The organism is Rhodococcus sp. HNM0563, from assembly GCF_012726195.1.
Classification (GTDB): domain Bacteria; phylum Actinomycetota; class Actinomycetes; order Mycobacteriales; family Mycobacteriaceae; genus Rhodococcus.
In genome coordinates, this window is sequence record NZ_JAASAF010000007.1 from 40107 (window position 1) to 62566 (window position 22460).

The window sequence follows — 22460 nt, forward strand, 5'->3', positions numbered from 1 at the left end:
ATCTGTCCACACGGACTACCGGTCCGGGGATTCCCAGTCGATCACGACCGTGACGACGGCGACAAAGACCTGCGACCGCATCAAGCGATAGGGCAATCCTATGTGCGTCGGTCGGTGCGTCCGGGTTCACCGACGACCGACGTCACGAGGCTGTGCACAGCGTGGGCGAGTCGTTCGGTCTGTCCCGCCCGGATGTGCTGCAGGATCACATCGGGGTTCAGGGCGCCGAGGAGTAGACGACCGAGGACGGTGGCGTCGACGTCGGGCCGCGCTTCTGCCAGCAGTGCGGCGATGTGTCGCGCCCAGAACACGTTGATCTCGTCTTCCTGAGCTTCGCTGGTGGAATTGCCGTACGCGATCATGAGCTCGACGTTGTCGACGATGAGCCGGAACATCGCATCGAAATAGGCCAGGAGCCGGTCGGGTGCAGGTGCTCCCGGGCCGAGGGGCGGCTCACCGTCGGTCACGGCATCACGCAGGTCCAGGGCGCGCTCGCGCACGAGTTCTCGCATCAAGCCCGCACGGCTTCCGAAGCGGTGGAAGATCGTGCCCTTGCCGACGCCTGCCGCTGCCGCGATCTGGTCGATCGACACGTGCTCGGAGCCGTGGGCGGCCAGGAGGGCGTCGGTGGTGTCGAGGATCGCGCGACGATTGCGTGCTGCGTCGCTCCGCTCCTTCTTCGGCTGTGGATCCGCCATCGTGAAGCCTTCCGTTGACAACTGGACCGTCGGTCCATATCGTCGGCTGCACGTCGAATTGGACCGGCAGTCATGTTATCGAGTCCGGCCCGAGACACTGCATCGCACAAGCGTCACCGGTCGGAAGGACCTGGAGAACATGTCGCACTTTCCGAAACCAGAAGAAGGAAGCTGGACCGAGCACTACGGACTCGGTACCGCGCCGATGTCGTACGAGGATTCGATCAGCCCCGAACACTATGACCTCGAACGCGAGGCAATTTTCGAGCGCTCGTGGCTCAATGTCGGTCGTATCAACCAACTCCGGAATGATAAACGCCGCTACACGCAAGACATCGTGATCGCAGAGGTCACCGTGCTGATCATCGAAGACACCGATGGGACGATCGCTGCCTGCCGATTCCCGATCGGTGAAGACCCATCCACAGCCGACCTCACTCCCGTCCAGGTCGACGTGTGGGAAGGGTTCATCTTCGTCAACCTCGACGACTCGAACACGAACCCGCTGCGCGAGAGCCTGGGCAAGTTCGCGGCCGGACTCGAAGGGTTCCCGTTCGGTGAACTCACCCAACGGTTCACATACCGGTCGGAGGTGGGAAGTAACTGGAAGCTCTACATCGACGCGTTCGCCGAGTTCTACCACGCCCCGGTTCTCCACTCGAAGCAGTACGTGACGGAGGAAGCGCAAAAACTCCAGGGCTACGGCTTCGAAGCCCTGCACTACGACGTGGACGGCCCGCACGGAATGGTGTCGTCGTGGGGCGGAATGGCTCCGCCGAAGGACCCTTCGATGGTCAAACCCATCGAACGTATCCTGCGCAGTGGCAATTTCGGTCCGTGGGACAAGCCCGACATCCCCGGTCTCGCCGATCTGCCCACCGGACTCAATCCCGCTCGGCATCCCTCGTGGGGCCTCGACTCCTACGTGTTCTTCCCGAACTTCATGCTCGTCATGTGGGAGCCGGGCTGGTTCCTGACCTATCACTACTGGCCGACCGCGTACAACCGCCACATCTTCGAAGGCACTATGTACATGGCGCCGCCTCGCAACGCCACGGACCGCTTGCGTCAGGAGATCGCTGCGGTGACGTTCAAGGAATTCGCACTGCAGGATTCCAACACGCTCGAAGCGACCCAGAAGATGCTCGAAACCCGTGTGGTATCGGAATTCCCACTGTGCGATCAGGAGATTCTGCTGCGTCATCTGCATTCGTCGGCGCAGAAAATCGTCGACGAGTACCGGGCGACGCACACCCCTGCAACGGCCTCGGCCGGATAGGAAGTCAAAGCCGCTATGACACAGTTGCTTCCCGAAGAGTTCTCCGACCTCGAGCCGTGGGCCGACTGGGCGCTACCGACCGAGGCGCAGCGCTACGGCCGGCGTCTCGAGAGCACGATGCCCGAACTGCAAGCGTTCTACGACGCAGCTCTCCCCCGGCTCGCCGATGCCGCAGCGTATCTCGACACGTTCGACCTCGAGAACCTGCCCGAGGACGCCACCCGGCTCCTGCACGTCTGCTACTCGTTGATCAACATCTCGTTCCCCGTGGAGGCATGGCATCAACCCCGAGTGCCCGACACGGGGGCTGCGAGTATGGATGCGGTGCTAGAGCCGGTGCCGTGACCGTAGCCGAAGGGGGTGTTGTGTGCGGAGATTCGACGAAAGTCGCACACAACCTCCCCTTCGCGCTACGCCGTGCCGAGGGTTGCGACCACGCGTCGCAACCGGACCGCGTCGGCGGGAATCACATCGGGAGTGAAAGTCCAGTCGTTTCCGGTCCACGGATCCGCAAAATTCCCATCGTCACTCGACGGCAGGTGCTGGGATTGCTCGAGCAGGATCCGGTATGCGGGATCATCGACCACGGAGTCGGATGCGCCGGCGATCACGATCGAGATGTGCTGCGCACCGGACAGTTGGGTGAGGCGGATGATCTGCATGAGGTCGTCGCTGCTGTATCCGTGAGGCATGCCTGCCAATACGAGAACGCGCGGTTCCAAGTGTGCTGCAGCAGGATCGGTGGACATCGACAGGGCTGTCAGCTCGGCGCTGTCGGCCAGGCCCTTCAGTTTCGCCGCGACACCCCCGATACCGAGGACGGGTGGTCCTGCGAGCACCGGGGCAGTCAGCTCCCTGAGCTCGACGAGCGCACCCGCAGGGTCGATGACGTCGATACGTGTGCCGGGCTGCGCGGCGAGCAGACGCAACGCGAGTGCAGTGACGATCTGCTGTGAGGCCGCATCATCGCCGTCGATCCACAGCGGCCGGCGCATGGGCAACGGCACGCACAGCGGCACCCGGAGTGTTCCGCGTTCGGGTGCCGATAGCTCGCCCACTCGGATTCCGTCACTGGTCGTGCGCAGTGTGTTCCAGGCCGGGGACGTCCACGATGCCAGCGACGCGTGAAGCGTGACGTCGATTGCGCGGAGTTCGTCGGTGAGACTCGCAGTGTCCTCACGGTGCCGCTTCTCCGCGGCAGCGTTCAGTTCCTCACACCGTCGGTGGGCCAGTGCGCGTGCTGCTTCCGCTGCCGCGCCGGTGCGGGTCGCGGGATCGGAGACTGCGGCGGAGAGTTCGTCGTCGAGGCGGTGCTGCGCATATTCGTGGGCCGCCACGTAGGCCGCCGCGGATCGTGAGGCATCCTCGAAGATCTTCCACAACCACTCGAACGACGGTGTGGCATCGCTCGTGGCGGGTGCGGATGGCTGCAGCTGCTCTCGCGGCGGCGGATCGTCGTCGACCTCGACTCCGTGCGCGGTGAACATCTCGCCCAGACCACCTGCATAGCCCTGACCGAGGGCCCGCATTTTCCAGTTTCCGCTGTGCGGGTAGAGCTCCCAGCACAACAGTGCGGTTTCGGTGCCCGATGGTTCCACATCGAATGCGGCGAGCGGTGCACCCGCCGGATCTGTCAACGAGGTGGAGACGGCGACGGCCGAATCCGTGCCCACCGCGCACAACACGCGAGCACCGCTGCGCAGGGCGTCCAACTCGACGACGATCGCGTCGCCGTCGAGTCGAACGCCCTGCGTCCGAGGCTGGTTGTAGAACACGACGTCGTCCGACGAAGCGACCTGCAGGCGGTCGTCGACCACGAACGCACACAGGTCGGTCGGGATGTCGGCCGAGACGGTGAAACGGACGGCTCGGGCTGTCAACGGAGCGTTCTGCCCCGGAGAGAACACTCCGTTCACGGTTACGACGCCAGGAAGCGACCGAGCTGCGGCGCCGCCTCGCCCGGGTGCTTGGCCTGGATGCCCTCGCCGATGGCCTGCAGTTTCCATTCGCTGCCCTGGCGGTAGACCTTCGCCATGACCATGCCGGTGAACGGCATGCCGCCCTGCAGTGTGTAGCGGGCGAGTTCGTCGTTGGTGGTGCCGTCGACGAGGCGACAGAATGCGTTCTGGACCTGCTCGAAAGTGTGGCCCTTGTACGAGGTGACGATGAACATCACCGTGTTGATGTGCGGGGGCACGCGTGTGAGGTCGACGAGGACCACCTCGTCGTCGCCTGCGCCCTCACCCGTGAGGTTGTCGCCCTGGTGCTGGATCGAGCCGTCTTTCGCGGTGAGCTGCCCGTAGTAGGCGACGTCGACGATGTTGTGATCGGCGAACATCACCGCCGACGCATCGAGGTCGATGTTGGCCGATCGGCTGCCGAACAGGCCGCTCTTCTTGACGGGGTCCCAGCCGAGTCCCATCCGCAGGAACGTGAGTGCGACACCGCCATCCTTGCGGAGCGTGACCTTCTGCCCCTTGACCAGGCTCACCGGACGACTCTTCGTCAGGCTCACCTCGGGCGGCCCGGTGGGCGCGGGGGGTGCCTGGTTGAACTGCTGCTGTGGGGGCGGGTTGTAGGCAGGCGGCGGGGGTGCAACGGGTTGTGCAGGCGGCGGGGGCGCCACGGGTTGTACAGGCTGTGACGCAGCGGGGGTTGCCGGCGCATCGTCCACGGAAACACCGTGATCGGTCACCAGCGCCGCGAATCCCCCGGCGTAACCCTGGCCGACCGCCCGGACTTTCCATGCACCCTGGCGGCGATACAGTTCGAGCGCGATCACGATGGATTCACTGCTCAAGCCCTCGATCCGGTATTCGTAGAGCACCGTGCCGTTCGCGTCGGACACTCGCGCAGTGGGAGGCGCGAAGCGCCCGAAGCTGCTCGACGCGTCGTCGAGGGTGATCACTGCGCGTACCTGCTCGATATCGGCCGGAACCGCACCGAGCGACACCGCGAGCGACGCGGCCTGTCCGGGCGCACCGGGCACAAGGTTGACACCGGGGCCTGTGGGCTGGTTGAAGAAGACGAAGTCGGCGTCGGATCGGACTTTGCCGTCGGCCTTGACCAACAGTGCAGACAGGTCTGCCGGTGTCGTCAGTTCCAGGGAAACGACGACGTCGTTTGCGCTGAGGGGGCCGTTCTGGCCTTTGGCGAGCGGGCTGGACAAATCGAAGTCCTCACTGTGTCGGCGGGTGGACGGTTGAGCATAGGGGCGGGGTCGGCGGTGATGACACCGCCACCAACTCTACGAAGCGACGGGTACTGCTGTTGACCGGGTGAACCAGGTGAGGATCTCTTCACCGGCCGTGATGCCCGTGCTCTCCGTGACGGTAAGCGTCGGATGCTGCCAGTTCATGGACTCGAGCTCTCCATGCCGGGGGCGTATCGCCGAGTCGGCGGACGCGAGCATCTCGGCATCGAGTGCACCGTCGCCTGCCGCGAACACCTGCGCGCCAGAGGCGAGCAGTCCCGCATCCGTCAGCCGTCGGTGCACCTCCGCGACTGCGCGGCTCTTGCACACGGGGTCGGGCATCGAGTAGATCTTGCGTCCCTGCTGTGAGGCATTCCAGCCGTGACCCGCACACCACGCGCTCCAGTCGCTCATGAAGCCCCGGGGCTGGGCGGCGACATCGACGACGAGATAACAGAACAGGTCCTCGGCGATCCGGAGCTTCGAGACCCAATCGTCGGATATGCGTCGCCTGAGCTCCGTGACGACCTCGTCGAGGCTCGCGGAGGATGCGCGCACCGTGTCGTCGATGCCTCGCCGCCAGCTCACATCGGCGTCGCCGTCGACGAGGATCGCTCCCCCGTTGCTCGTGATGGCGTACGGCCAGGGACCGCCAGGGAGATCGATGCGGCGGAACTGTTCGGGAGTGCGCGTGGTGGTGGGCACCACCGGCAGAGTCGCGGCGAGTTCCCGGAGCCCCAGCGCCGCTTTCTCGGTCACATACGACAGCGGAGCACCCTCGTAGTATTCGACGCACACGAGCCCGCCTGCGGCGAAACGGTCTTCGCCCATCGCGCCGCGCGAGTAGATCATCGTGCGATCGAGATCGGTCGCGATGAGTGCGGTGGCGGTCACGGGAGATCCTTGATCAGGCCCATGCACGAATAGGCCAGGTCGGGGACTTCCACCACGGGCACGTCCCGAGCTGAAGCGAGCATCCGGATGTGGGCGTGTTCGTCGGCGTGGATGTCGCGCACGAGTACCTTCCACGGTACGCGCCGCAGGAGCACACGCGTGGTTTCACCGACACCGGGTTTGACGAAGTTGACACTGGAGATGCCGAACTGGATGCGGATCTTCTCGACCGATTCCCAACCGGCCCAGGTGGGTTCGCGATCGGAGTCCGAGACCTTCCTGGCCTGCGCAACGGCGGCGCCGCGATCGCCGAATTCGGCGGCCACGGTGTCGAGAAGGACACCGGAAACGTCGTCTCGTGCGAGTTCGGCATAGAACTTGGCGCCGTGGAATTCACCCGGTGCGATGAACTCGTCGTTGAGCACGGTGCGTGAGACGAGGCCGGACACGGTCGAGTTCAGGCACGCCGACGCGATGAGGAAGTCATCGCGTGTGCCGAACGTGCGCACGCAATGTCCGGGGTCGGCGAGTACGGCGAGATCACTCGACAGGACCGGACCGCCAGAGGCGCTGTACTCGGCGAGCGCTGCCGCGAGCTCCCGTGCGATGGCACCCTTTCCGGTCCAGCCGTCGACGAACACCACGGATTTCGGGTCGTGATTCTCGGTGATGTAATCGAGTGCTGCCCTGTCGATTCCGCGTCCGCGCACGATAGAGACGGCATAGTGCGGAAGGTCGAGGTCGTGATGCTGCTGTGCCCAGCGCCGGATGAGAATTCCGATCGGGGTGCCTGCTCGGGCCAGCGACACGAGGGTCAGGTCGGTGCCGCGTTCGGCGAGCAGCAACTCGGTGACGGTGCCGACGGCCTGCGCAAGACGGGGCGCGGTAGTGGCGAGGGCCTTGTCGAACAGCTCACGGTAGGCGGCGTCGGGTTGGTACTCGATGGGGAGGGACTCGGCGTAGTGGGCAAGTCCCGCCTGGATTCTGGCCTCCCGCTCGGTGATGCCGCCTTCGAGGTCGACGTGGGACAGGTCCTTGAGGAGCCAGCTCACCTCCTCGGCGGCGTACGACCCGAAATCGGGCCCGGTCAACGGTGTGGTCACTTGTTGTCCTCCCTGACACGACCTTCCCTGGATCGGCGCAACTTCACCGGATCCGTGGACGGCACCACGGCGACGAGTACGTCTTCGCCCGCTGCCGTCAGTACATCGAGTATCCCGCCCGGGCCACGCAAGCGTTCGGTGTCGGCCGGGTCGTCGATCACCAGGATCAGTTCGGGACGCGCGTCGGCGTCGGTCCACTGCGCGTTGTACAGGTAGCGAGGTGATTCCGCTTCGAGGCCGACGTCGATGTATTCCGGTGCGGCGAAGGTGAATCCTCGCCGCAGTGGATATCCGGGAACATCGAGGACATACGCAGGGGACCGCGTGGTGGTCTGAAACCGTGTCGGTGTTCCACGTGAGGTGAGTGCATCCGCAAGCCGCAACGGCAGATACATCAGTTCCTCGTGACCGATCACGATCGCCGGACGGGTGGTGTCCCGCGCGTCCGACAGCGCATTGGCGGCGGCGGTGATGGCGATGTCGAACGCCGGGACGTCCGCACGCAAAACGCCGTGCCGACCGCCGTCGGGCACGTGATCCGGCCACGGCAATGTCACGAATCGACTGATTCCCCGCTGTGGTGCAACGGGGTTCAAGTCCGGATCCGGGAGTGCCGTCACACGCGCGGTCAGACCGTCGGGGACTTCGGTGTGTCCGCAGGCGAGGCTCACTTGATCGATGTGAGCGCCGAGTTCCTCGGCGACGGCAGCGGTGCGCAGGCGGTGTCCGTCCGAGCGCATATCGACCAGGGACGCGACGACGTAGCGCGGCCGCGGTTGCTGCCGGTGCAGGGCCCGGATCGCGTCGAGTGCGGTGGCGCCGGTGGAGATCTCGTCGTCGACGAGCACCAACGGTGCAGTGTTTGCAAACAATTCTCCCGAGGTGGGCTGCAGCAGGTGCGACGTGGCGTGCGAGTGGCCTTCTTCGAATCCTGCGAACACGTCGGCACCGGGAACGTGGCGGCGCGTGGAGTGCAGGTAGCACGCCGCCGCCACGCTGTCGGCAACACAATGGCCCAATCCCGTTGCGGTTTCGGCGAATCCCAACACAACCGCATCGGAGGCCTCGAGGCCGAGCGCGTCGGCGACGAGCTCGCCGAGCCTTTCGCCTGCGGCGAGCACCACAGCGGGATCGGTGGGCAGGTGTTTGCCGAGCACTGTCGAAACCAGCAGGTGTGCGCGGCGCGGGTTTCGGCGCAGGCCCGGCTCGACCAGTTCGGGGACGGTGTATCCCGTCGACGTCAGGTCATGATGCAACTCGAGCCCGAATGTCTCTGTTGCCCAGCTGGGACGAAGTGTGTCGGTCATCGGACCACCAGTGCGGTCAGCAGGTCCACGAACGAGACTCCTTTGTTGGTGACCCCGAACACGGATGCACGTACCAGGGTCTGTTGTGCCCAAGTTCGGTGCGGCCGACGTTCGTTCATCTTGTTCCCGTACCCGGACGCTCGGACACCGCCGGTGTCGGCTTCGAGAATGTCGATGGCATCGTGGTATTCCTCGTGTGTCACCGCGGACAATGCGTGTACTGCCGCGACATGCGACGGATGGATCACGGTCTTGCCCTGGATGCCGTTGGCGCGGTCGAGCGCGATCTCCCTCAGCAGCCCGTCCAGGTCGCGGCTGACGAGCTGTTGCCGGAAGAGCACGGCGTCCTGCTCCTCGAACGGAGTGGCCCGGAGCATCGGCCGGAACATCCGCTCGTGGTCGGCGAAGTACTCCCAGACCGGGCCGGTGATGACGAATCCGGTGCCGTCGGTGCGGCCGAGATAGTTGACGATGGTGGCGATCACATCTACGACGACCCGCACGTCGTAGATGGTCAGGTCGCGGTCGCGCCGAATTCCGAACGTCGCACACATGTCGGTCGCCCCGACTCGGACGGCCAGCACCTGCTGCCGGAATTCGGCGAGCAACTGTGAGATGCCGCGCAACTCTTCGTCGCGGGTCTCTCTGTGCACCACCGAGGTGGATTCGATGACCGGCATTGCGTAGAGATGCTTGCGGAGCCGGCCGGATGCGCGCACCACTGCTTCGAGGAACTCGCGGCCGCCGGCGGAATCGAACTTGGGTAGCACGAACCCGGTGAGCACTCGCACACCGTCGCCGAGGATGTCCGCGATGCCGTCGATGCTGTCGGCCGTGCGGACGCGGATGAACAGAAGCATCGGGTCGTCACCCTGCGCGGCGAGCTCGTCGAGCGTGGCGACCGCGTTGCGAAGTCCCTGCTCCACCTCGTGATCGGCGACGGCATCCTCGAGATCGAGGACCATCGACGTGACGCCCTCGCTCGCCCGGCGCAGGATCGTTGCGGTGAGGTCGCTGCGGGTCGCGGGCACGTACAGCGTGGCACCGAGAGCGACCGCGAGGCGCTCGCGGTCGTCACCATCGCCGAACGACTGCGGCGCACGAAAGAACAACCTCTCGAGCGTGGTCCGATCCAAGTGGTGAAAATGGCGCATCGTCTGCGCCTTCGTGAAGGTTGCCCCCGTCATCGGCCGTTGGCCCGTCCTCTCATTCGTTCTACCACTGTGGCGATGAAATCCGACACCGCATCGAGATCGCGCACGTAGGCCCAGTAATCCGGGTGGACGCCGGTGAGCGAATCGACCGCCCTGTCGATCCGGTCCAATTGAGCGTCGAGAACCGACCCCCACTCCGCGGTCAGGTCACGCTGTACGGCAAGAAGCTGCGCATCACGCAAGCGGAACCGTACCTCGTCGACCTTGGCCTCCGGATTCTTCCGGACGGCGCGCAAAGTCGCCAGTCGGCCGGTTACGGCGTCGACCAGTTCTTCGGCGGCGGCGAGATCGACGCGGACCTCGGTGGCGAGATCGAGTGCGAGTTCGGGCCGGGCGTCGTCCGCAGCTCGGCGTGCTTCGTCGAGGCGTGCGTCTGCGCGCTCGAGGAGTGCCTCGGCCTGTCGGGCATTGTCGGACAGATCGGCGGAGCTCGCGGAATTGAATTCACGGAGCAATGACGAATATGCAGGTGGCAGACCCTCTGCCCGGGTACGCACCGCGTTCAACCTGGTGGTGACCGACGCCACGGTGTTGCGCGCCTCATTCTGACGTCCGGGGGCGTCGGCCAGAGCCTGCCGCAGAGTGTTCGTGGCTTCCTCGACCGCATGTGCTCCTGCGCGCAGAGCGCTGGTACCGCGAGCGGAGTCCAGGGAACGCAGCGCGTTCTCGAGTGTCTCGGTGGCGATAGCCACCGATCGATAGTGCGCGAACGCTGCGCGTTCGGGGGCCTGCAACGACTCGAGCGCGACTCGGGCTTCCGCCCGAACCCGATGTGCAAGTTGGGGAACCGTCTGGGCAAGTGCGGAAACATGCTCGAGGTGACCGCGATTGTTCTCGTAGAATTCATCGAGAATTCTTGTTGCGTCGCCTATTCGACGAATGGCGTGTTCGTAGTCGGCCGTCGACGCCAATTCCTGGTCGGGTTCGGTGTGCGCGAGTTGTAGGTATTCTTCGGCTGCGCGATAGCAGCTCTGTCTGATCGGTTCCCACTGCCGGCGCAGATTCCGCTCGGGAGCGAGTTCGTGAGACTCGGCAACGCCTGCTTCGGCGACCGACTGACGTCGATCCATGTCGAGGAACGCAGCCACCATCGCGTCATGGGCCCGACGAGCCGCGGGGTCTTCGGAGTGCCCGCCGCCGAAGAGGCGGCGCGTCCATCGGCTCGCCACAAGACCGAATGGTACTGGTCGTCCGGTCTTCGCCACCGTGGCCCGCGACACTGGGCATAGTGGACGGGAGCGTACTTGATTCCCACCTATTACTGTGGTGGAACACGCGCGAAACCGGACGTACCGCCTCGGTGCGTCGACGACCGATCGAAAGGACCCCGCATGGGCGTCAGCTTGACCAAGGGTGGAAACGTCTCCTTGACGAAGGAAGCCCCCAACCTCACCGCAGTTGCGGTCGGCCTCGGCTGGGACGTGCGTACCACCACCGGCACCGACTTCGACCTCGACGCGAGTGCCATTGCGACGGGCGCCGACAAGAAGGTGGTCTCCGACCAGCACTTCGTCTTCTTCAACAACATGAAGTCGCCCGACGGCTCCATCGAGCACGCCGGTGACAACCGCACCGGTGAGGGCGAAGGCGACGACGAGGTCATCAACGTCGACCTGGCTGCCGTCCCGGCGAACATCGAGTCCATCTTCTTCCCCGTGTCGATCTACGACGGCGACGCTCGCAGCCAGTCGTTCGGACAGGTCCGCAACGCATACATTCGCGTCGTCGACCGCGCCAACGGCACCGAACTGGCCCGCTACGACCTCAGCGAAGACGCCTCCACCGAGACCGCCATGGTGTTCGGTGAGCTCTACCGCCACGGCGCAGAGTGGAAGTTCCGTGCGATCGGCCAGGGCTACGCCTCCGGCCTGTCGGGCATCGCCCGCGACTACGGCGTCAACGTCTGACAGTCGCCGAAAATCGGATCCGGTCCTGTGCCTCGATGCCGGGACCGGATCTGCATTCGCCGGATTGCAGTAACCACCCTGCATAGCCCTGAAGTCGAAAAGAAAGGCCACGCTTCGTGGTACTGCGAATATTCGGTGCGTCCTTCGCCGTCACCGTCGTCTCTCTGGTGGTTGCCTTCCTCTATGGCGGACCCCAAGCCCTGTTCCTCTGTGTGATCCTCGGCATCCTCGAGGTATCGCTCTCGTTCGACAACGCGGTCATCAACGCGACCGTCCTGCGGCGGATGAGCGAGTTCTGGCAGAAGATCTTCCTCACTATCGGCATTCTCATCGCCGTCTTCGGTATGCGTCTGGTCTTCCCGCTGCTCATCGTGTGGGTTGCGTCGGGCCTGGGACCGATCGCAGCGTTGGACCTCGCGCTCAATCCCCCTGCGGATGGCGCGGCGTACTTCCCCAACGGCGACCCCAGCTACGAAACGCTGATCACCGACGCCCACCCGCAGATCGCGGCATTCGGTGGCATGTTCCTGCTGATGCTGTTCTTGCACTTCATCCTCGAAGAACGTGAGATCAAGTGGCTGGAATGGCTCGAGCGGCCACTGGCGAAGGCAGGCAAACTCGAGCAGCTCGAGGTCGTCATCGCGGTCGTGCTGCTCCTCATCACGGCTACGGTCATCGCGCCGGACGACAAGGTCTCGACCGTGATGATCGCCGGTGCACTCGGCATGATCACCTACATTGCGGTCAACGGCCTCGGCGAGATGTTCCATATCCCCGAAGAGGACGAGGAACCGACCGGCGGGCCGAGCGGCCTCGCGAAGGCAACCGGTAAAGCCGGCTTCTTCCTGTTCCTCTACCTCGAGGTCCTCGACGCCTCGTTCTCGTTCGACGGTGTCATCGGTGCTTTCGCTATCACGTCCGACCCGATCATCATCGCGCTGGGTCTGGGCTTCATCGGTGCCATGTTCGTCCGGTCGATCACCATCTACCTTGTCCGCAAGGGGACGCTGTCCGAGTACGTCTACCTCGAGCATGGAGCCCACTGGGCGATCGGTGCGCTCGCACTGATCCTGCTGTACTCGATCGGTACTCATGTCCCGGAGCTCATCACCGGCCTCGTCGGCATCGTCCTGATCGGTGCGGCGTTCGGGTCGAGCATCTACCGAAACCGCAAGGAAGCGAAGGCGGAAGTGTCCGTCTGATCGCACTGAGCCCGATGGGAGCCCCCGACCTGATTTCGGGCCGAGGGCTCCCATTTTCCGTATCCGGCACCTGCACACCTGCACACCACTCAGCGAAAGGCACGCACATGGCCATCGACTACAACAAGAAGCCCGAGCAAGGGTCCAGTGGAGTGAACCTCAGCAAGATCAACCTGACGAAAGAATCCCCGACCGTCAGCCTCAGTAAGGGCGGTGCGGGACAGGGCGTGGTCCGCGTGAATCTCAACTGGTCGCGCGGTGAGCAGAAGAAGGGCTTCCTCGCCAAGCTCACCGGTGCCACCGGCGGGGTCGACCTCGACCTCGGGTGCCTCTACGAGCTGGCCGACGGTTCGAAGGGCGTCATCCAGGCACTCGGGAACAGCTTCGGAGCGCTGAACTCCGCGCCGTATATCCACCTCGACGGCGACGACCGCACCGGCTCCGCCCAGGGCGGCGAGAACATGCACATCAACCTCGAACGCCCCGAACTGTTCAAGCGCGTGCTGATCTTCGCCATGATCTACGAGGGCGCAGCGAATTGGGCCGCCGTCGATGGCGTCATCACTCTCACCCAGCCTTCGGGCCAGGAAATCGAGGTCCGTCTCGATTCGCCGAACAACGGCGCCCGCATCTGCGCGATCGCGATGCTGCAGAGCACCGGGCAGGGTGTGACTGTGCAGCGTCTCGTCGAGTACGTCAACGGCAGCCAGTCCGACCTCGACCGTCAGTACGGATGGGGCATGCAGTGGCAGGCCGGGCGCAAGTAGGCGCGTTCACCCGTTTCCCGCCCGCCAGAGCGAATGCTGTGGCGGGCGTTCGGGTCCGCAGGCCTGCGGTCAGGAAATCGGTCCGAAAGCGCCTCGACCGCACCGGGCCGACGATGCGTTCGCGGTAGGCGGCCTTCCGGGATGAACTCGAGTTGACGCTTGAATTGATGATGGTCAATATAGACGTATGTCGAATCAGCTGCCGAGTGAAGGTGAGCCGTGCTGCCCACCCCTGTCGCGTGAGCCCCTCACCTCCGATTGGGCCGGCGACCTGGCCCGCATGTTCAAGGCCCTCGGTGACCCGGTGCGCCTGCGCATGCTCAGCATCATCGCCAGCCACCAGGGCGGCGAGAGCTGCGTGTGCGACATCAGCCCCGCCTTCGACCTGTCGCAACCGACCATCTCGCACCACCTCAAGGTGCTGCGCGAAGCCGGCCTGCTCGACTGCGAACGTCGCGGCACCTGGGTGTACTACCGGGTGATCCCCGCCGCGCTCGAACAGCTGTCCGCGGTGCTCGCCACCGAATCCGGCGTGCTGCCCACTTCGGCCTGCACCCCGGCCATCGTCCTCGAGGAGACCCGCTCGTGACCACCACTACCAACAAGCGGTCCGTCGCCGGCAAGATGTCGACCCTCGACCGCTTCCTGGCCGTGTGGATCGGCATCGCGATGGTCGCCGGCCTGCTGCTCGGCCGGATGATCCCCGGCCTCGGTGACGCGCTCGGCGTCCTCGAGATCGACAACATGTCACTGCCGATCGCCCTCGGTCTGCTGATCATGATGTATCCGGTGCTGGCGAAGGTGCGCTACGACCGACTCGACACCGTCACCGGCGATCGTAAACTGCTGATCTCGTCGCTGATCCTCAACTGGATCCTCGGCCCCGCCCTGATGTTCGCACTGGCCTGGTTGCTGCTGCCGGACCTGCCCGAATACCGCACCGGCCTGATCATCGTCGGTCTGGCCCGGTGCATCGCCATGGTGATCATCTGGAACGACCTTGCGTGCGGTGACCGCGAAGCCGCCGCCGTGTTGGTCGCGATCAACTCGGTGTTCCAGGTGCTCATGTTCGCCGTCCTCGGCTGGTTCTACCTGTCGGTGCTGCCCGGGTGGCTCGGCCTCGAGCAGACCACCTTGGACGTCTCGCCGTGGCAGATCGCCAAGTCGGTGCTGATCTTCCTCGGCATCCCCCTGGTGGCCGGGTTCCTCACCCGCCACTTCGGTGAAAAGGCGAAGGGCCGCACCTGGTACGAGGACACCTTCCTGCCGAAGATCGGACCCTGGGCGCTCTACGGGTTGCTGTTCACGATCGTGGTCCTGTTCGCCTTGCAGGGTGAGCAGATCACCTCGCAGCCGCTCGACGTCGTGCGCATCGCCCTGCCCCTGCTGGCGTACTTCATCCTGATGTGGGGCGGCGGGTTCCTGTTCGGCGCCGCGATCGGTCTGGGCTACGAGCGCACTACGACCCTGGCATTCACCGCGGCAGGCAACAACTTCGAACTCGCCATCGCCGTGGCGATCGGCACCTTCGGCGTGACATCCGGACAGGCGCTGGCGGGGGTGGTCGGCCCACTCATCGAAGTGCCGATCCTGGTTGCGCTGATCTATGTCTCGTTGGCGCTGCGCAAACGCTTCGCCGACCAAGCCACCCCCACCGCGCCGTAGCCCGAGACGCCAGGGTGCGCGCTCTGCTCACCGAACTCGACACCGTCTCCACTGGACCTTCCCTCACGAAAGGGCCCTCTACCTACATGACCACCGACTCCACGACCGCCAACTCCACACCCTCGGTGCTGTTCGTGTGCGTGCACAACGCCGGCCGCTCCCAGATGGCCGCCGGATTCCTCACGCACCTCGCCGGGGACCGGGTCGAGGTCCGCTCCGCCGGATCCGCCCCGGCCGACCAGGTCAACCCCGCCGCCGTCGAGGCCATGTCCGAGGTCGGCATCGACATCTCCGCGCAGAACCCCAAGATTCTCACTGTCGACGCTGTGCAGGCCTCCGATGTGGTGATCACCATGGGGTGCGGGGACACCTGCCCGGTCTTCCCGGGTAAGTCCTACCGCGACTGGGTGCTCGACGACCCGGCCGGCCAAGGCGTCGAGACCGTGCGCCCGATCCGTGACGAGATCAAAGCCAAGGTCGAGGCCCTGATCGCGGAGCTGGCCACGCGGCCAACCGCAGGCTGACGGTCGCGACTTCAACAGCAAGAGGCCTCGGTGGCCGCCGACTTCTCCTCCTGCTGTTCCGGGGTTGCTGAAGCGGTACCGCAGCACACACCGGCCTCGGACGCCTGCGGGCCGTCGAGATGCTGCGGGCTCGAACCGAACGTCTCCGAGTCGGCGAGGACGGTATAGACCTCCCATTTCTCCCCGGCCGGGCCGGTCACCCACACCTTGTCCTGGGTGGCGAAACAGCACGTGGTTCCGATCTCCTCGTCGGTGAACAACCCTTCGCCGGTCAGTCGTGCGATTTCCGCATGGACCTTGTCGGAGGACTCCACTTCGACGCCGAGGTGGTTGATCGAGCCGCCCTTGCCAGGGTTTTCGAGCAACACGAGCTTGAGCGGCGGCTCGGTCAGTGCGAAGTTCGCGTAGCCGGGCTCGAGCTTGTTCGGCGCCGCACCGAACAACTTCGAATAGAACGTCACGGCCTGCTGCAGGTCGTCGACGTTGAGGGCGAGCTGAACGCGGGACATGAGAACCTCCACCTGTGAGACATACATCGAATTAACGAGATTCACTGTCCGCCCCTTTTTGACATATGTCAAGAAGGTGGGAGCATGGAAACCATGCCCAAGACTCTGCCCGTCGTCGACATCACCGCGCCGATCTGCTGCACCCCAGTCTCGGCGGCTCCGATGAACACCGCAGCGGCTCTCGAGGTCGCGCTGCGACTGAAGGCACTGGCCGATCCCACCCGCATCCAGCTCATGTCGATCCTGCTCACTGCCGAAGACGGCGAGGTATGCACCTGTGACCTCGCCGACGCGGTGGGTCTGGCCGAATCGACCGTCAGCCACCACCTCGGACAACTCCGCAAAGCCGGGATGGTCGACTCGACCCGCCGGGGCATGAACGTCTATCACCGAGTGCACACCGAAGCCCTCGACGCCCTGCGCGCGGTGCTCGACCCGAACTGCTGCCGCTGACCAGCCCGACCCGCAGAGCCCCCGATCCGACAACGAGACGGAGCTCAGGTCAGCTCGGCGAAAAGCTCGGTGTCACGGACCTGACCGGAGACGATGATGGTGTCGCCCGGGGCGACAATCGTGTCGGCGGTGGCATAGGTGAACCCTTCGCCGGGACGTTTGATCGCCACCACCGTGACCTTGTACCGGCTACGAATGGTGGTCTGCGCTAAGGGCCGGCCGACCATGAACGCCGGCGGGCTGGTCTTGACCATGGCGAAACCGTCATCGAACTCGATGTAATCCATCATCCGGCCCCGCACCAGATGCGCGACACGTTTGCCCATGTCGTGCTCGGGCCGCACGACATGATGCACCCCGATCTGGGTGAGGATCTTCGCGTGCGCATTGCTGATCGCCTTGGCCCACACGTTCGGCACCGCCATGTTGATCAGCGCCGAGGCCGTCAGCAGGCTGGCTTCGAGATCGGAGCCGATCCCCACGACCGCCCGGTCGTATTCATGCACCGACAGCTGTCGCAGGGACTCCTCGTCGGTGGTGTCGGCGACCGCGGCATGGGTGAGCCGGCTCGACACTTTGTCGATCACCGCTTCGCTGGAGTCGATGCCGAGCACCTCGGTGCCCTGCGCCATCAGCTCGAGCGCCAGTGACTTGCCGAAGCGGCCCAGACCGAGGACCACGACGACGTCGGCAGCGGGTTTTCTAGCCAATGAAGGGCCTTTCTACGGGACGTTCGAAACGTCGATTGTTCTCCTGGGCCGCCAGCGCACCGACCAGCGTGATCGGACCGATTCGGCCCAGATACATCAAGATGGCAAGGATCACCTGTCCCCAGGCCGGTAGCTGCGCGGTGATGCCGGTGGACAGTCCCACTGTGGCGAACGCGGAGATCACCTCGAACAGCAGCGCGTCGAGGTCGAATCCGGTGCCGGCGAGCAGGGCCAGGGTCGGTAACACCACCAGCGCGACCCCGATCAGCGCCACCGACAGGGCCTGGCGCTGCACCCGCGGATCGATGCGCCGGTCGAAGATCGTCACCGATTTCTCTCCGCGCACCTCGGCGAGAATGACGAACAGCAGCACCGCGAAGGTGGTGACCTTGATACCGCCGGCGGTGCCGCCGCTGCCGCCACCGATGAACATCAGCAGATCGGTCACCAGCAGCGTGGCCTCGTCCATCTGGGCGTAGTCGACACTGTTGAACCCGGCAGTGCGCGGCATGACCCCCTGGAAAGTGGCAATCAGCAGTTTCGCCCCGAGCGGGTGGCCGCTGAGGGTGTGACCCCACTCGAGCACCATCACCAGCAGCGGGCCGAGCACCAGCAACACCGCGGTCACCGTCATCGTCAGCCGGGTGTGCAGCGACCACCGGCGACTGCGGCCGCGCAGGTGCCGCCCGATCTCGAACAACACCGGAAAGCCGATACCGCCGAGCACCACCGCGACCAGCAGTGGCACGCAGATCCAGGGGTCGTCGGCGAACCCGATGATGTTGTCGCTGTATAGCGCGAAACCGGCGTTGTTGAACGCCGAGACCGCGTGGAAGACCCCGAGCCACACCGCCCGTGGGACGGATTCGTCGTAGCCGATCACGAACCGGACCGCCAACGCCGTAGCCACGACCGCTTCGATGAGCACACTGGTGCGCACCACCCCGACAACGACCGATCGCACATCCCCCAGTCCGGAGGTACGGACCTCCGCGGCGGCGTTGAGCCGGGCCCGCAAACCGATGCGGTTGGCCAGCACCAAGCCGATAAGCGAGGCCATCGTCATGATGCCGAAACCCCCGACCTGGATCAGCGCGACGATCACCGCGTGCCCGTATCCGGACCAGTAGGTGGCGGTGTCGACGACGATCAGCCCGGTCAGACACACCGCGGACGTGGCGGTGAACAACGCCGGCAACACTGCGGCACCGACCCCGGACTGCGTCGCGGCCGGCACCAGCAACAAGGCGGTCCCCACCAGCAGGGCGAGAGCGAAACTCGACGCCACCACCCGGGCCGGACTGCGCATCACCTGCGCGCCGACCCGCCGCAGCGGCCGCGGCCACGCGCTCGTGCGTGTATTCACGTTGTCGCACATTAGACCCGCCATCGTGCCGGGCCTTCCTGAACCCACCCTTGATCAGGGAAAACCGACCTTTCGGGCGCGGATTCGGCGTGCTGTGGCCGTAAATTCCGAGACACCGGTTCCGCAACGTGCTCCGTGCGAACGTCCGGTGGCCGCAGGAGGGAGTGTCCGATGAACGGTGGGTCCGCTTTGGCATCCCGGTCAGGCGTCGTTGGCGTTTCTTGACGATCTGCGGGTCGAACGAGGCAGCGGTGTCTCCGGGAACCTCGATCACGAGCGGGCTGCAGCGGTGATCGTGTCGATCCTTCACGGACACAGTCTGATTCGTTGCAAGACCTTCCAGCGGGTCTTCAGCAGAGCATTCGCATGTTCCGCCGGAACCTGGATGCCCCCGGCCGCCGGTCATGCCCGAGGACCGTCGCGCCCACACCTGCCGGCATCCGAGGACCCGAAGCGCGGAATGTGGGCCTCTTTCGACTGGCTGGTAGGTGGTCAGAGGCCATAAGCGCTGAAGGAGACTCTTCTGTAGTGCACATGGACGGGGAGTGTCGGTGAGCGCTACGGAGAAGCGTAGGCAAGCGGCATCAGTACCTGTCGACGGCTCAACGTGATTCCGGAACCCACATCACGATGTCCGGCCACATCAGGAAAATCACACCCAACACCAACAGACCCACCGCATACGGCAACGCCCCCCGGAAAACCTCCCCGACAGGACGATTCGCCGACTTCGCCACCACGAACACATTCAACCCGAGCGGCGGCGTCACCAACCCGATCTCAGCGAGCAACACCACAAAAATACCGAACCACACCGGGCTGTACCCCAACGCCTCGACCACCGGCACCATGATCGGCACCGTCAACGCGATGATCGCGATCTGATCCATGAAGAACCCGAGGACCACGTAGAACAGGCCGATCACCAGCATCACACCGAGCGCAGGAAAGGCCAGGTCCTCGATCCAGTTGACGATCGTCGGGGCCACCTGCGTTTCGGTGATGAAATGCCCGAACACATGCGCCGAGATGACAAACGCGAAGATCATCGCTGATGACTTGACCGTGTCGATGACCGCCCTGCCCAGCCCGATGAGCGTGCATCGGCCTTTGACGATCACCAGCAGGAACGCCGCGAGACATCCGAGGGCCGCCGCCTCCGTCGGGGTCGCCGCACCCAGATAGATCGAGCCGACGACAGCGAGGAACAGGACGATGATCGGGGCGGCCTTGACGACCGCCGCCGCCTCTCTGACATCGGTGTGGCCACCCCCGCCGGCGCCGAGTTCTTGTTGCGAGCAATCGTCAGGTACATCGTGACGATGATTGCTGCTGTGCAGCAACTCGCTGCCTCCGATGCCACCGATCAGGAGTCTTGCAGACGCCCCATACTCGATCTTCAGGCCGGCGCCGACCCGTCCGTCCGGAATCGAGCTGAAGGACCGGTTCCCTGAACTGGTAACCGTGTCTGTTGTCCCTGATACCAGCCACGCCCTGTTTCCAGAGAATGCACGTGTGGTTTTCGAGGAAATCCTGGCTTGGTTCAAAAGCCTGCCATAGGGCATCCATTTCCTTCGGCCGGTGCGGAGTCGTTCATTTCTCTCATGACGTGATGATGACGATGCAGAAGATTGAGATAGTAACTGTGAGAGGAGGTTCGGCGCGGCTCACTACCTGCGGCCGGGTTCCTGTTCGACCCTCCGGCAACGGCCAGGACTCACACCGAACCGTGTCCGGAATGCTCGGCCGAAGTGCGAGACGTCGCGGAATCCGACCCGGATACTGATCTCCGCCACTGTGAGTGGCGTGGATTCCAGATAGACGCGTGCCCGATCGAGGCGCTGCTGGTAGAGCCAGGCGCGCGGAGTGGTGCCCGTTCCGCTGAACAAATTGTGGATGTAACGGACGGACATGCCGACTTCCGTCGCGACATCGGAGAGCGAATAATCCGGATCCGACAAGTGCTGTTCGAGAACTTGCCGCACACGCATCAGGTCTCGGGCGTGCGCAACTTCGGCGCGGTTCGCGGGGACCATCACGTCACCGATCGTCGCCACGAGCATATCGACGACCGAGCTCGCGAACACAGACCCCGTCATCTGCGACAGGGGGGCCTTCGTCGTAGCGATATCGAGGAGGAGCCTGCTGACGACGCCCGCTGCTCCGACTCCGCCGGCTGCAGATATACCGCGCGCTGTGATGTCCGAGAGGACACGCTCCGACATCCTGGAGGCAAAAGCGTCACGCGGTGCTCGCACGACAACCTGCTCGAACTCCGAGCCTGGGACGTGAGCAAAAGGGATCGTGCTGTCCAGAAGCGCGAAGGCGCCCCGTTCGAGGACTGCAGAACGCCCGGACTGTTCGACCTGCACGGATCCCTTCGTGATCATGCAGATGAACACATCGCTATCGGAATCGGACGCGATCATCGCGGGCGAGCGCACCACCGTGTGAGGGTCGGCGCGGACATGGGTGACGGCCAGCGTTCCGACCGGCTGCACGGATATCGCGGCGTCGAAACCGTTCCGCGAGAGTGGCCACGACACATCCATTTCGCAAAACGTGCTCCACAACGTGTCGACCCACCGCGACTTGCCCTCGCGAGTGTCGAGGCCTCGTGTCGTGAGGCTCAACGACTTGGAGCCCTCGGCCTCGGCCGTCGCGTCGGTGCGCTCCGGGTCATATATCCGTGCATTTGCAGCCATGGCCCGTTCCACCTCCGGATACCTAGTGTTATGCATCACAAGGATAGGGCGTGTGCCGGCCGGATCGATCGGCCCGGTGATCCGGAAGAGAGGGTCTCGACGTGGCGAGCCTGCAGACAGTGCAGAAGATCGGTCCGGTACTGGACCTTTTCACCAGCCAGCGACCGGAATGGGGTGTCACCGAGGTTGCTGCGGCGATCGAGGTTCCGCGATCGAGCGCCCACGCCCTACTTGCGAGCCTCGTCGACATCGGCTTGTTGCAGTGCCGGGCGCGGGGACGCTACCGGCTGGGCTGGCGGATCGTCGAGATGAGCGAGGCGTTGCGCAGCACCGTCGACGTTCGCTCGTGCGCGGCACCGATCCTCGAACGAGTGGTCGATGATTTCGGTGAGACAACGCATCTGGCGATCATGGAACGCGGGAACGTCCTCTACGTCGACAAGGTGATCGGCACCCACAACATCACCGTCCAGGGTGCTCGGGTGGGGGCCCGCCTCGACGCCCACTGCACCGCGGTGGGCAAGGTTCTCCTCGCCCAATTCGACAAGCCGGAGTTGGCCAATTACCTCGCGAAGCATCCGCTCCGCCGGTTGACACCTTCGACGACCACGAGTCCCCACGCCCTCGCCGACGCACTCACCACCGTGCGCTCGAGCGGGTTCGCTACAGACATGGGTGAAACGGTGTCGGAGGTGCATTGTGTCGCGGCCCCGGTTCGTGATGACCTCGGGTCGGTGGTCGCAGCCATCAGCCTGAGCGTGCCCGCCACGCGCTTCACTGCCCGCCGGCATCAGCTCGAACGTGCGGTGGTGGCGGCGGCGCACGAGGTCACCCGTGCGGTCGCTGACGCCGCAGATGCCGAGCCGTCGGTGTCTCGCGACTACCCCGCGCTACAGCCTGTCCCGGACATTCGTGCCTCATGACCCGGCGGGGAGCTCGAACAGGCAGTACCGACAGAAACAGA

General features: G+C 64.7%; 23 protein-coding genes. 10 read left to right on the plus strand and 13 right to left on the minus strand.

What is annotated here, in order from left to right:
* Positions 1-98: 98 nt before the first annotated feature.
* Positions 99-698: a TetR/AcrR family transcriptional regulator gene (locus HCA61_RS17130; protein ID WP_169689407.1), complete on the minus strand. Its 600-nt coding sequence runs from the start codon at positions 696-698 to the stop codon at positions 99-101.
* Positions 699-837: 139 nt separating this feature from the next.
* Between HCA61_RS17130 and HCA61_RS17135 the strand changes: the two genes are divergently transcribed.
* On the plus strand, positions 838-1977 hold the full coding sequence (locus HCA61_RS17135) for an SRPBCC family protein (RefSeq protein ID WP_169689408.1): 1140 nt from the start codon (positions 838-840) through the stop codon (positions 1975-1977).
* A gap of 15 nt (positions 1978-1992) precedes the next feature.
* Entirely contained in the window at positions 1993-2322 is a 330-nt protein-coding gene (locus HCA61_RS17140) for a hypothetical protein (RefSeq protein ID WP_169689409.1), read from the plus strand.
* 65 nt (positions 2323-2387) lie between these two features.
* Here HCA61_RS17140 and HCA61_RS17145 read toward each other — a convergent pair whose 3' ends face one another.
* The 7 genes from HCA61_RS17145 to HCA61_RS17175 all read right to left on the minus strand — a co-directional run bounded on the left by HCA61_RS17145 (position 2388) and on the right by HCA61_RS17175 (position 10779).
* Positions 2388-3857 (minus strand): TerD family protein, encoded by a 1470-nt coding sequence (locus HCA61_RS17145; RefSeq protein ID WP_240959741.1) that lies wholly within the window; start codon positions 3855-3857, stop codon positions 2388-2390.
* 38 nt (positions 3858-3895) lie between these two features.
* A complete protein-coding gene (locus tag HCA61_RS17150) occupies positions 3896-5146 on the minus strand; it encodes a TerD family protein (protein WP_169689411.1) in 1251 nt (416 codons plus the stop codon).
* A gap of 78 nt (positions 5147-5224) precedes the next feature.
* Positions 5225-6022, minus strand: a complete 798-nt coding sequence (locus HCA61_RS17155) for an HAD family hydrolase (RefSeq protein WP_169689637.1) — start codon at positions 6020-6022, stop codon at positions 5225-5227.
* 38 nt (positions 6023-6060) lie between these two features.
* Positions 6061-7167: a cysteine protease StiP family protein gene (locus tag HCA61_RS17160; protein ID WP_169689412.1), complete on the minus strand. Its 1107-nt coding sequence runs from the start codon at positions 7165-7167 to the stop codon at positions 6061-6063.
* Positions 7164-8474: a phosphoribosyltransferase family protein gene (locus HCA61_RS17165; RefSeq protein ID WP_169689413.1), complete on the minus strand. Its 1311-nt coding sequence runs from the start codon at positions 8472-8474 to the stop codon at positions 7164-7166. The genes HCA61_RS17160 and HCA61_RS17165 overlap by 4 nt, the downstream gene beginning before the upstream one ends.
* Positions 8471-9661 carry an HpcH/HpaI aldolase/citrate lyase family protein gene (locus HCA61_RS17170; protein WP_240959743.1) on the minus strand — a complete coding sequence of 397 codons (1191 nt, stop codon included), beginning with the start codon at positions 9659-9661 and terminating at the stop codon, positions 8471-8473. Before HCA61_RS17170 ends, HCA61_RS17165 begins: the two co-directional genes overlap by 4 nt.
* On the minus strand, positions 9658-10779 hold the full coding sequence (locus HCA61_RS17175) for a hypothetical protein (protein WP_169689639.1): 1122 nt from the start codon (positions 10777-10779) through the stop codon (positions 9658-9660). Before HCA61_RS17175 ends, HCA61_RS17170 begins: the two co-directional genes overlap by 4 nt.
* Positions 10780-11019: 240 nt before the next feature.
* Here HCA61_RS17175 and HCA61_RS17180 point away from each other — a divergent pair, with 240 nt between their 5' ends.
* The 6 genes from HCA61_RS17180 (at position 11020) to HCA61_RS17205 (ending at position 15753) form a co-directional block, all read left to right on the plus strand.
* Positions 11020-11595 (plus strand): TerD family protein, encoded by a 576-nt coding sequence (locus HCA61_RS17180; RefSeq protein WP_169689414.1) that lies wholly within the window; start codon positions 11020-11022, stop codon positions 11593-11595.
* A 116-nt stretch (positions 11596-11711) separates the two neighbouring features.
* Entirely contained in the window at positions 11712-12797 is a 1086-nt protein-coding gene (locus HCA61_RS17185) for a DUF475 domain-containing protein (RefSeq protein WP_169689415.1), read from the plus strand.
* 107 nt (positions 12798-12904) lie between these two features.
* Entirely contained in the window at positions 12905-13564 is a 660-nt protein-coding gene (locus HCA61_RS17190) for a tellurium resistance protein (protein ID WP_169689416.1), read from the plus strand.
* Positions 13565-13751: 187 nt separating this feature from the next.
* On the plus strand, positions 13752-14153 hold the full coding sequence (locus tag HCA61_RS17195; RefSeq protein ID WP_169689417.1) for a metalloregulator ArsR/SmtB family transcription factor: 402 nt from the start codon (positions 13752-13754) through the stop codon (positions 14151-14153).
* Positions 14150-15229, plus strand: a complete 1080-nt coding sequence (arsB, locus tag HCA61_RS17200) for an ACR3 family arsenite efflux transporter (protein WP_169689418.1) — start codon at positions 14150-14152, stop codon at positions 15227-15229. The genes HCA61_RS17195 and arsB overlap by 4 nt, the downstream gene beginning before the upstream one ends.
* A gap of 86 nt (positions 15230-15315) precedes the next feature.
* Positions 15316-15753 (plus strand): arsenate reductase ArsC, encoded by a 438-nt coding sequence (locus tag HCA61_RS17205; protein ID WP_169689419.1) that lies wholly within the window; start codon positions 15316-15318, stop codon positions 15751-15753.
* 11 nt (positions 15754-15764) lie between these two features.
* On the opposite strand, the gene HCA61_RS17210 is transcribed toward HCA61_RS17205, so the two are convergent.
* On the minus strand, positions 15765-16262 hold the full coding sequence (locus HCA61_RS17210; protein WP_169689420.1) for an ArsI/CadI family heavy metal resistance metalloenzyme: 498 nt from the start codon (positions 16260-16262) through the stop codon (positions 15765-15767).
* 93 nt (positions 16263-16355) lie between these two features.
* Between HCA61_RS17210 and HCA61_RS17215 the strand changes: the two genes are divergently transcribed.
* Positions 16356-16715, plus strand: coding sequence for an Rv2640c family ArsR-like transcriptional regulator (locus HCA61_RS17215; protein ID WP_169689640.1), 360 nt, complete (start codon positions 16356-16358; stop codon positions 16713-16715).
* A gap of 44 nt (positions 16716-16759) precedes the next feature.
* Here HCA61_RS17215 and HCA61_RS17220 read toward each other — a convergent pair whose 3' ends face one another.
* The 4 genes from HCA61_RS17220 to HCA61_RS17235 form a co-directional block, all read right to left on the minus strand.
* Complete coding sequence (locus HCA61_RS17220) at positions 16760-17425, minus strand: TrkA family potassium uptake protein (protein WP_169689421.1); 666 nt, start codon at positions 17423-17425, stop codon at positions 16760-16762.
* Positions 17418-18734, minus strand: a complete 1317-nt coding sequence (locus tag HCA61_RS17225) for a potassium transporter TrkG (RefSeq protein WP_169689641.1) — start codon at positions 18732-18734, stop codon at positions 17418-17420. Before HCA61_RS17225 ends, HCA61_RS17220 begins: the two co-directional genes overlap by 8 nt.
* A 659-nt stretch (positions 18735-19393) precedes the next feature.
* Positions 19394-20134 carry a TRAP transporter large permease subunit gene (locus tag HCA61_RS17230; RefSeq protein ID WP_169689422.1) on the minus strand — a complete coding sequence of 247 codons (741 nt, stop codon included), beginning with the start codon at positions 20132-20134 and terminating at the stop codon, positions 19394-19396.
* A gap of 327 nt (positions 20135-20461) precedes the next feature.
* The gene (locus tag HCA61_RS17235; protein ID WP_206040240.1) at positions 20462-21496 is read right to left on the minus strand and encodes a helix-turn-helix domain-containing protein; all 1035 of its coding nucleotides are present in this window, start codon (positions 21494-21496) and stop codon (positions 20462-20464) included.
* A gap of 101 nt (positions 21497-21597) precedes the next feature.
* Here HCA61_RS17235 and HCA61_RS17240 point away from each other — a divergent pair, with 101 nt between their 5' ends.
* Positions 21598-22419 carry an IclR family transcriptional regulator gene (locus tag HCA61_RS17240; protein ID WP_169689423.1) on the plus strand — a complete coding sequence of 274 codons (822 nt, stop codon included), beginning with the start codon at positions 21598-21600 and terminating at the stop codon, positions 22417-22419.
* Positions 22420-22460: the final 41 nt, after the last annotated feature.